Genomic DNA, 12,079 nt, shown 5'->3' with positions numbered 1-12,079 from the left:
TGTACAGCTGGAGCAAATGCCGCTGAGTCCAAACGGCAAAATCGACCGCAAGGCATTGCCGGCACCGGAAGGCAGTCTGCAAAGCGGAGCGGACTATGCCGAGCCGCGCACTGCGCCAGAACGGGCTTTGGTAGCGGTCTGGCAGGCCGTACTGGGCGTGCAAACCGTCGGTATTTTGGACAATTTCTTTGACCTGGGCGGCGATTCGATCAAGGCGATTCAAATCGCGTCCCGTGCGTTCCAGGCAGGCTACAAGCTGGACATGAAGGACTTGTTCCAGCATCCAACGGTTGCAGCACTGGCACCGCATATGCACGAAGTGAGCCGTATTGCCGATCAAGGAGAAGTGAGCGGGGAAACGGCGTTGCTTCCGATCCAGCACTGGTTCTTTGCCCAGGAGCGCGAACGTCCACAGCATTTTAACCAGGCGGTTATGCTCTATCGCGCCACAGGCTTTAAGGAGGCAGCGGTTCGTCAGGTGATGGACCACATCGTGAAGCATCATGATGCGCTGCGTACGCTTTTCCGTCCGGGTGCCTCCGGTTACGCGGCTTGGACACGCCGTGTAGAGGAAGGTGCGTTGTATACGCTGGAAACTGTGGACTACCGTGAACGTGCGACCTATGCGGAGGCGCTGGAGGCGAAAGCAACGGAGATCCAAAGCAGCATCGACCTGTCCGCAGGACCATTGGTCAAGCTCGGACTGTTCCGCACAGCAGATGGCGATCATCTGCTGATAGCCATTCACCATTTGGTGATGGACGGGGTATCGTGGCGGATTCTGTTTGAGGATTTCGCTACAGGCTACGAGCAAGCAATGAAGGGCGAGCCTGTACGATTGCCTTATAAAACGGATTCCTTCCAAACGTGGGCACGCGAGTTGACGGCTTACCATCGTTCTGCGGCTGCATCGGATGCGTCCTACTGGAAGCAGGTAGAGCAGGCCAAAGCCAAGATGGCTCCGCTGCCTAAGGATTTTGTCTATGAAGGCTCCTTGAATGCCGACAGCGAAGTGCTGACGGTGGAGTGGGGCGAAGACGAAACCCGGCAGCTGTTGAAGCAGGCCCATCGCGCATACAACACCGAGGTCAATGATTTGCTGCTGACCGCGCTGGGGCTAGCGTTGCATAACTGGACAGGTGCAGGACAGGTTCTGGTGAACCTGGAGGGACATGGCCGGGAAGCGATTCATCCAGAGGTGGATATCACGCGTACGATCGGCTGGTTTACGAGCTTGTATCCGGTGCTGCTGGAGACAGGCAAGGGAATGACTCTGGCAAAGCGGATCAAAGAAACGAAGGAAGGCCTGCGCCGGATTCCGCATAAAGGGCTGACATATGGCACCTGGCGTTATCTGTCCCCTGCGTCCTCTGCGGATGAAATGCGCACGACCGCAGCAGAGCCGGAAATCAGCTTTAACTATTTGGGCCAGGTGGATGAGGATTTACAAAACAGCGGAATGACGTTGTCGTCCTACAGTGTAGGCGAGACAGAGGATGCACATTCCCGTTTACCGTACACACTGGATTTAAACGCGATGATCTCGGAAGGTACGCTGCGCTTGACGATCGCTTACAGCCGCAAGCAGTATCGCAAGGAAACACTAGAACGGGTGGCGGGACTACTGCAATCTGCCTTGCAAGAGGTAATTGCGCATTGTGTCGCTCAGGAACAGCCGGAGCTGACCCCGAGTGATGTGTCCTTCAAAGGTCTGACGACTGGAGAACTGGAACAAATTGCGGAACAGGCTGGACATATAGGTGAGCTGGAAAATGTATACGCTCTGACGCCGATGCAGAAGGGCATGCTCTTTTACAATCTGATGGATTCGCAATCGGGAGCGTATTTTGAGCAGGCATCGTTTGATTTGCAAGGACATTTTAACATGGCTGCGTTTGTGGCAAGTTTGGATATATTGGTGCAGCGGCATACGGCACTGCGCACAAATTTCTACAGCGGCTGGAAGGATGAACCGCTTCAGGTCGTGTACCGGAATAAGCGCAGCGAGCTGTATGTAGAGGATTTGCGGGATATGGAGGAAGTGAAGCAAAACGATTACATCCTTGAATTTACGCGCAAAGACAAGCAGAGGGGCTTTGATCTGGCACAGGATGCATTGATGCGTGTTGCTGTTTTGCGCACGGGTGAGGATTCGTACCGTTTTGTATGGAGCTTCCATCATATCGTGATGGATGGCTGGTGCTTGTCGCTGGTGACAGGCGAAGTGTTTGCGAGCTATTTTGCGATACTAGCCCATAAGCAGCCGGAGCTGGCACCTGTAACGCCGTACAGTCAATATATCGATTGGCTGGAGCAGCAGGATCGTCAGGCTGCAGCCGGTTACTGGAGCAAGATTCTGGAAGGATATGAGGAGCAGTCCCGCTTGCCACAGGCAAAAATTCAGGGCAAAACGGGCTATCAGGCAGAGCGTCTGGACTTTGACCTGGGTGCAGAGCTAACGGCTGGCATTCAGCGAGTAGCCAAGCGTTATCAGGTGACCATCAATACGTTGATGCAGACCGTTTGGGGCATTTTGCTGCAAAAATATAATGGCACGGATGATGTGGTGTTTGGCAGTGTCGTATCTGGACGTCCGGCAGAAATTCCGAATGTGGAGCACATCATTGGCCTGTTTATCAATACGATCCCTGTACGCATCAATACTCAAGAGGGTAGCTTGTTCTCGGACGTGATGCAGCAAAATCAGCAGCAATCCATTGCTTCCCATGCCTACGATACGTACCCGTTGTATGAGATTCAGGGACTGTCGGAGCTTAAGCAGGATTTGATCAATCATATTCTTATTTTTGAGAACTATCCGGTAGAGGAACAAATTGAGCAATTAGGTCATGGTGAAGAGTCCGAGTCCAGCTTCAGCATCACCGGCGCCGAGTCTGTCGAGCAGACCAATTATGACTTTAACCTAGTGGTGCTGCCGGGGAATACTATCCACATGAGCTTTGGTTACAATGCACTGGCCTTTGAACGTGAAAGTGTAGAGCAAATTCGAGGCCATCTGGTGCAGCTGCTGGAGCAGGTAGTAGCGAACCCGGATATTCAGGTGCATGAGCTGGATATGGTAACCGCGCAGGAGCGGGAGCAAATAGTCGAGGTTTGGGGTAACACAGCAGCCGCGTACCCAAGCGAGCAAACGATTCATGGCTTGTTCGAGGCACAAGCAATGCGGACGCCGGAGCAGGCAGCGTTGTTCTTCGAAGGAGAACGGCTGAGCTATCGCGAACTGAATGAACGCGCCAACCGTCTGGCACGTACCTTGCACAGTCAAGGTGTGACGAAGGATCGTTTGGTGGGTCTGATGACCGAGCGTTCGGTGGACATGATCGTGGGTATCTTCGGGATTTTGAAAGCCGGGGGTGCATATGTCCCAATCGACCCGACCTATCCAGAGGAGCGTATCCGCTACATGCTGGACGACTCGGGAGCAAAATTGTTGTTAACACAAAGCCATCTGGTGGACAAAGCAGCTTTTGAGGGCAACATGCTGGTGCTGGATGGAGTGCAGGGTGTGTATCACGAGGATGGTTCCAATCTGGAGCCGTTGTCCGGTCCGAACGATTTGGCGTATGTGATCTATACGTCGGGGACGACGGGGCAGCCGAAGGGCGTTATGCTGGAGCACCACGGTCTGTGCAACCTGAAAACGTATTTTGATCAGACGCTTCAGATCAGCACGTCGGATCATGCACTGTTGTTTGCCAGCTACTCGTTTGATGCGGCTTGCTGGGAAATCTTCCAGGCGCTGTTCTGTGGAGCGACGTTATACGTGCCAACATCAGAGACGATTTTGAACTATGAGCGGTTTGAGCAATATATGGCGGATCACCGGATTACCGTAGCTGCCTTGCCGCCGACCTATGCGGTGTATCTGGAGCCGAAGCGGATGCCAAACCTGCGTATTCTGTTCACTGCGGGTTCTGCCTCATCGACAGAGCTAGTATACAAGTGGAAGGACCAGGTGTTGTACTACAATGGCTACGGTCCGACCGAAAACTCGGTCGCAACCTCGATCTGGCCGGTATCCGAGGATGCGAGAGCAGGACAACTGATTTCCATCGGGCGTCCGATGCCGAACCACCGGGTATACATGGTGGATATACATGGACATTTGGCACCAGTGGGCGTAGCGGGTGAACTGTGCGTGTCCGGTCCGGGTCTGGCTCGTGGTTATCTGGATCGTCCGGAGCTGACGGCTGAGAAATTTGTACCGAATCCGTTTGCGGCTGCCGAAGCTGGCTATGAGCGGATGTACCGTACAGGTGACTTGGCGAGATGGATGCCGGACGGCAATATCGAATACTTGGGCCGGATCGACCATCAGGTGAAAATCCGGGGCTACCGGATTGAGCTGGGCGAGGTTGAGGCGCAAATTCTGAAAGTGGAAAATGTGCAAGAGGTCATCGTACTGGCACGGGAGAACGAGCAGGGGCAAAATCAACTGGTGGCGTACTATGTTGCTGAACGAGAAGTGAGCGCAGGCGAGCTGCGTGGCTTGCTGGGCGAGGAGCTTCCAAATTACATGGTGCCTTCGTATTTCATCCAGCTGGAGCAGATGCCGCTGACACCGAATGGCAAAATCGACCGCAAGGCCCTGCCGGCAGCGGAAGGCAGCCTGCAAAGCGGAGTGGATTATGTAGAGCCGCGCACAGCGCTGGAGCAGACGCTGGTTTCCATTTGGCAGGCCGTGTTGGGCGCGAAGAGAGTCGGGATTTTGGATAATTTCTTTGATCTGGGCGGCGATTCGATCAAGGCGATCCAGGTATCCTCCCGTTTGCTGCAAGCTGGCTACAAGCTGGAAATGAAGGATTTGTTCCAGTATCCTTCCATATCGCTGCTGAGCGGTCATGTGCATAAGGTCAGCCGTACCGCCGATCAGCGCGCGATTTCGGGAGCGGTCAAGCTGACTCCGATACAGCAATGGTTCTTTGGACAATCATCGGTAGAGCCGCATTATTTTAATCAATCGGTGATGCTGCATAGAGCGGAAGGATTCGATGTAGATGCATTGCATCAAGCGGTGACCAAGGTTGCCGGGCATCATGATGCCTTGCGTATGGTCTTCCGTCAGACCGAACAGGGCTATGAAGCGTGGAATCGTGACTTGAATGAAGGCCAGCTGTACAGTCTGGACGTTGTTGATCTGACGGACGTAGAAGAGGCTGCGGATGTGGTAAAGGCCATTGAAGCAAAGGCAAATGCCATCCAAAGTTCCATTCGTCTGGACGAGGGACCACTGGTCAAGCTGGGGTTTTTCCACTGCATGGATGGAGATCATTTACTGATTGCGATTCACCATTTGGTGGTGGACGGCATTTCATGGCGAATTGTGTTTGAGGATTTTGCCTCCGGATATGAGCAGGCAGTTCGGGGAGAAACGATTCGTTTGCCTTACAAAACGGATTCGTTCTCCGCTTGGGCAGAGCGGTTGTCTCAATATGCGAATAGTCCGGCCATCGAAAATGAACGCGGATACTGGCAGCGTCTTGCCCAAACGGAAGTCGCATCGCTGCCTAAGGATCACGAGAGAGCGGAAGGACCACATTATCCGCTGAGAGACAGTGAGACTGTAACGGTGGCCTGGAGCGAGCAGGAAACACGACTACTGCTTCAGGAAGCGCACCGTGCGTATAACACAGAGGTGAATGATCTGCTGTTAACCGCACTCGGTACGGCATTATACAGTTGGAGCGGCCAAGAGCGTGTGCTGGTCAATCTGGAGGGTCATGGCCGGGAAGCCATCGTTCCAGATATCGATATCACACGTACAGTGGGCTGGTTTACGAGCCAGTATCCAGTGCTGCTCGATGTTGACGGAAAGGCAGAAATAGACCAGCGAATCAAGCGGGTAAAGGAAGACCTGCGCCATGTACCGCATAAGGGGATTGGCTACGGCATTTTGAAATATATGTCTCAGGATGATGCCGATCATTTCTTAACCTTGCAGCCTGAAATCAGTTTTAACTATTTGGGACAATTTGATCAGGATTTAGAAAATAGTGATATCAGCCTGTCTTCACATACAGGTGGAGAGCCGATGAGTGACAGCACCCTTTTAGAGCATCCACTGAATGTGAACGGCATGATTACAGCAGGCATGCTGACGCTGGAAATTCGCTATGACAGCAAGGTATATCATGGGCAAAACGTAGAAAACTTTGCGCGGCTGCTGCAGGAAAGCTTGCAGGAAGTGATCGTTCATTGCGCCTCCAAGGAGCGGAGTGAGCTGACACCAAGTGATGTATTGTTTAAAGGCTTGACATTGGAGCAGCTGGAACAATTGACTGAGCAAACGGCTTCTGTTGGTGAACTGGAAAATGTGTATGCTCTTTCTCCGATGCAGAAGGGAATGCTTTTCCATAGTCTGATGGAGCCGGGGTCAGGCGCATACTTCCAGCAAGCATCGTTTGATCAACATGGCAGTTTTGATGTTGCAGTTTTCCGTCAGAGTCTCGATCTGCTGACACAGCGGCATGAAGCGCTGCGGACCAATTTCCATATGTTTGAGACAGGCCGAAATCAGGAGCCATTGCAGATTGTGTTCCGTCACAAAGGTAGCGACCTCTCCTTCGCGGATCTGCGCGGAATGCAAAAAGCGGAACAGCAGGCGTATATCCAGACGTTCAAACTGCAGGACCAGGCTCGGGGCTTTGATCTCGGTACGGATGCGCTCATGCGCGTACAGGTGTTGCAGACAGATGAACAGACGTATCACCTGGTCTGGAGCTTCCATCACATTGTAATGGATGGCTGGTGTCTATCGCTGGTGACAGGCGAAGTGTTTGGTACGTACTTTGCACTGCTGGAGCAGAAGCAGCCGGAGCTTGCTGCGGTTACACCATATAGCCAATATATTGAATGGCTGGACCGTCAGGATGAGCGTGCGGCAAGAGAATACTGGAGCAGCTATTTGGCCGGATTTGAGCAGCAGACATTGCTGCCTGGTTCGGATGCGTCAATGAAGGAGCAAGCGCTGGACAATAAGGAAAGTGCTGTATCTATTTCAGCGGGTAAGATTGGCGAATATGTTTCTGAAAAAATAACGGTTGATCTGGATCGAACGTGGAGCGAAGCCATGTACCGGATTGCGAAGCAGCAGCAGGTGACGATTAATACGCTGATGCAGACCGTGTGGGGCGTTATTTTGCAGAAATATAACAACAATGAAGATGTTATTTTCGGCAGTGTCGTATCTGGACGTCCGACGGATATTCCTGGTGTAGAGAACATGATCGGTCTGTTCATTAATACGATACCGGTGCGGATTCAAAGTGAGCGGAATGCCACTTTTGTGGACATGATGCGGAAAACGCAGGAGCAAGCGCTAGCCTCGGGAGCATATGTCAGCTTCCCACTATATGAAATTCAGGCGCTGACTGAGCAGAAGCAAAATCTGATTAACCACATTATGGTATTTGAAAATTATCCGGTAGAGCAGCAGGTCGAGCAGCTTGGCGAAGTTCGTCCATCCGCTTTTGAAATTACGAATGTAGAGGTTGTTGAGCAAACGAACTATGATCTGGACTTGATTGTGATGCCAGATGAAAATTTCCGCATTATGTTCAGATATAACGCGAACGTATACGATCGGTCTACGATCGAGCGTATGCGGGGACATGTACTGCATGTCATTGAGCAAATTATCAACAATCCGCATATCCGTATGAATGAGCTGGAACTGGTGACACCGGAAGAACAGGCGCAAATCGTTCAGGTGTGGGGAAATACGGCGACAGCCTATCAGCAGGATCAAACGCTGAGCACCCTGTTCGAGCAGCAGGCAGCGTGCACGCCGGAGCAAGTGGCGGTGCTGTGTGGAGCGGAATCGCTGACCTACCGTGAGCTGAATGAGCGAGCCAACCGTCTCGCACGTACCTTGCGCGCGGAAGGAGTTCAACCGGATCAGCCGGTAGGCATTCTGGTGCAGCGCTCGCTGGAGATGATCGTAGGCATCTACGCGATCCTCAAGGCAGGCGGAGCCTATGTGCCGATCGACCCGGAATACCCGGCAGACCGCATCCGCTTCATGCTGGAGGACTCGGGAGCGAAGCTGGTGCTGACGCAAGCACGTATGGCCGAGCAGGCGTCGCTGAGTTTCGACGGCAAAGTGCTGGTGCTGGATCTGGATCGCCTGGAGCAGGATGGCAAGGAGATGTACCACGAAGACGGCTCGAATCTGGAGCCATTGGCCGGGCCGCGCCATGTAGCCTATGTCATCTACACTTCCGGTTCCACCGGAAAACCGAAGGGCGTGATGGTGGAGCACCATTCAGTCCTCAACCGGATTTTGTGGATGCATGACCGCTATGGCTTGAGCGCAGAGGATACGATCCTGCAAAAGACCGCCTTCACCTTCGACGTGTCGGTGTGGGAGCTGTTCTGGTGGTCGATGGTTGGCTCGAAGGTGAGCCTGTTATCAGTCGGTGGGGAAAAGAATCCGGAGGACATCGTTAATACGATTGCCCGCGATGGAGTCACCACGATGCACTTCGTGCCGGCGATGCTGCATGCGTTCCTGGAATATGTGGAGCAGCAGCCACGGGAAGTGATGCAGGCGAAGCTGGGTACGCTGCGCCATGTATTTGCCAGTGGCGAAGCGTTGCCGCCGCAGCATGTGGAGCGGTTCCAACGGCTCGTGTTGAGCCTGAGTAGAGCGAAGCTGATCAACCTGTATGGCCCGACGGAAGCGACGGTGGACGTCTCGTACTTCGATTGCGAGCCGACGAAGGAATATACGGTGATTCCGATCGGAAAACCGATTCAGAACATCCGTCTGTACATCGTGAAGGAAGGCACGGAGCAATTGCAGCCGATTGGGGTTGCAGGGGAGCTGTGCATCAGCGGTGTCGGCGTAGCCCGCGGCTATCTGAACCGACCGGAGCTGACGGCAGAGAAATTCGTCGCCGACCCGTTTGCCGGTGGTGAAGCAGGTTATGAGCGGATGTACCGCACAGGTGACTTGGCGAGATGGATGCCGGACGGGAACATCGAATATCTGGGCCGGATCGACCATCAAGTGAAAATCCGTGGCTACCGGATCGAGCTGGGCGAGGTGGAATCGCAGCTGCTGAAAGTGGAGTCCATACGAGAAGCCGTCGTTATGGCGCGTGCGGATGAAACGGGACAAAAACAAATGGTGGCGTACTACGTGGCCGGGCAGGAGATGGGTGCTAGCGAACTGAGAAGTGAGCTGGGCCGGGAGCTGCCAAGCTATATGGTGCCGTCGTACTTTGTACAGCTGGAGCAGATGCCGCTGAGTCCAAACGGAAAAATCGACCGCAAGGCATTGCCGGCACCGGAAGGCAGCCTGCAAAGCGGAGCGGATTATGTCGCACCGCGGACGTGGGTGGAAGCGAAGCTGGCGCAAATTTGGCAGGATGTGCTAGGCCTCGCGCAGGTCGGCGTGAAGGAAAACTTCTTCGAGATTGGCGGACATTCGCTGCGGGCGACAACGCTGGCCTCGAAGATTCACAAGGAGCTGAACAAGCCGCTTCCATTGCGCAGCATTTTTGAAGCGCCAACGATTGAACAGCTGGCAGCTGTGCTGGAAAGTCTGGATCAAGTGGCGTATGCGTCGATTCCGGTAACGGAAAAGCGCAGCTTCTACCCGCTGTCTTCAGCGCAAAAACGACTGTATGTGCTGCATCAGTTCGACCCGCATGATGTGAACTACAACATGCCGTCTGTGCTGCATGTGAGCGGTCCGCTGGATGTGAAACGAGTGGAGGACGTGTTCGGCCAACTGATCGCCCGTCATGCGACCTTGCGCACTCGCTTTGCTCTGGTGGATGGTGAGCCGATGCAGTGGATTGAAGACACCGTGCCGTTTGCGGTGGAGCATACGAAGGTACAGGCCGGAGATACGACTGCCCAAACAGATATGACTACGGACACGATGGTTAGCCCAGAAACGCAAGAGCAAGTACAACGCTTTGTACGTCCGTTCGATCTGCAAACCGCTCCGCTGCTGCGGGTAGGCGTAGTGGACCTGGGTGTACTAGGAGTGGGGCAGAAAGCGCATTATCTGCTCATGCTGGATATGCACCACATCGTCTCCGACGGGGTGTCCATGCAGGTACTGACCGATGAATTTGTCCGCTTGTATGGGGGCGAAGAGCTGTCACCATTGCGGATTCAGTACAAGGACTATGCGGCATGGCAGCAAAGCGAAACCCATCAGGAGTGGATGCAGCGTCAGGAAGCGTACTGGCTGAACACCTTCCGGGGTGAACTGCCTGTGCTGGATCTGCCAACCGACTTTGCCCGTCCGGCGGTGCAGAGTACGGCAGGGGATACGATCGAATTCGGACTGGAGCGTGAAGTTACCGAACATCTGAAAGAACTGGCGGCACAGACAGGCTCCACGTTGTATATGGTGCTGCTGGCAGCGTACACCGCGCTCTTGCACAAGTATACGGGGCAAGAGGACATCGTGGTCGGCACGCCAATTGCCGGAAGACCGCATGCGGAACTGGAGAGCCTGGTAGGTGTATTCATCAACACGCTCGCGATCCGCAACTATCCGTCTGGCGACAAAACGTTCCTTGATTATCTTCAAGAGGTCAAAGAGCATGCGCTCAGCGCTTATGAGCATCAGGACTATCCTTTTGAAGAGCTGGTCGAAAAACTGAATTTAACGCGGGACACGAGCCGGAATGCGCTGTTTGACACGATGTTTGAGTTGAAAACATTAGAACAGCAGGAGTTCCAGTTGGAAGGTCTGACCTTAAGTTCATATCCATTAGAAAATAATACGGCCAAATTTGATCTGACTCTGGATGCATTGGAGCAGCCGGAAGGCATTCTGTGCAGTCTGGAGTACAGCACAGCGCTGTACAAACCTGAGACAATCGCGCGATTTGCAAAGCATTTTACGGAAATCGTTCGAGCTATTGCACATCATCCGCAGCAGCAGCTGGCAGCTTTGAATATGGTAACCGCCGAGGAAAAAGCACAAATCCTCTACGGTTTTGGAGATGTGGGGGTACCGGATGTTGCGGCTGTTGAAGCCGGAGTCTTGTTCCATGCCTTTGTGGAAGAACAGGCGCAACTTGTACCGGATCACGTGGCGGTTGTGTACGAGCAGCAGCAGCTTACGTACCGCACACTGAACGAGCGTGCGAACCAATTGGCTCGCAGATTGAGAAAGGAAGGGATTGAACGCGAGTCGATTGTCGGCATCTTGAGCGAACGTTCGGTGGACATGCTGGTCGGCGTACTGGCGGTATGGAAGGCCGGAGGGGCGTATGTGCCTTTGGATGCCGATTATCCGTCCGAGCGAATCCGCTTTATGCTGGAGGACAGCGGTGCGACGGTACTGTTGACCCAAATCGGCTTGCAGGAGCGTGCACAGGTATGGCTGGAGGAAAGCCGGGCGGCATCCGAGTCGGCAACGGGACTGCACCTGCATACGGTGCTGGCGCTGGACGATGAGTCGCTGTACACCGGGGATGTCACGGACATTGAGCACATCAACGAGCCGCAGGATTTGGCGTATGTGATCTACACTTCCGGGACAACGGGACGGCCGAAGGGCGTCATGATCGAGCATCACAGTCTGGTGAATACGGCTGTGGCGTATCGCCGGGATTATCGTCTCAGCCAGTTCCCGGTACGGCTGCTGCAACTGGCGAGCTTCTCCTTCGACGTGTTCGTCGGCGATATCGCACGGGTGCTCTATAACGGCGGCACGATGGTCATCTGTCCGAAAGACGACCGGATTGATCCAAGCCGTTTGTATGGCTGGATTCACGATTACCAGATTACGGTGTTCGAATCGACCCCGGCCCTGATCGTACCGTTCATGCAGCATGTGCATGAACACGGACTGGACATGAGCAGCCTGGAATTGCTGATCACCAGCTCGGACAGCTGCAGCGTCACAGATTACCGCATGCTGCAAGAACGGTTTGGCGCGGATATTCGCATCATTAACAGCTACGGTGTTACAGAAGCGGCGATCGACTCCAGCTTCTACGACGAAGAGTTGTCGAAGCTGCCGGGCAGCGGCAATGTGCCGATTGGCCAGGCGTGGCTGAATGCCCGCTTCTACATCGTGGACAGC

General features: G+C 53.8%; 1 protein-coding gene (cut by both window edges). It reads left to right on the top strand.

All 12,079 nt of this window come from inside a single coding sequence — locus tag KQI_RS26705, non-ribosomal peptide synthase/polyketide synthase, on the top strand. Of the gene's 36,501 coding nucleotides, 11,141 precede the window and 13,281 follow it; the stretch shown corresponds to coding positions 11,142–23,220, spanning codon 3,714 (partial) through codon 7,740 (complete); the first codon wholly inside the window starts at nt 2. The start codon and the stop codon both lie outside this window.

Source organism: Paenibacillus peoriae KCTC 3763, from assembly GCF_000236805.1.
Classification (GTDB): Bacteria; Bacillota; Bacilli; order Paenibacillales; family Paenibacillaceae; genus Paenibacillus; species Paenibacillus peoriae.
Note: the sequence above shows the minus strand (reverse complement) of the source record. Positions and strands in the feature narration are given on the sequence as shown.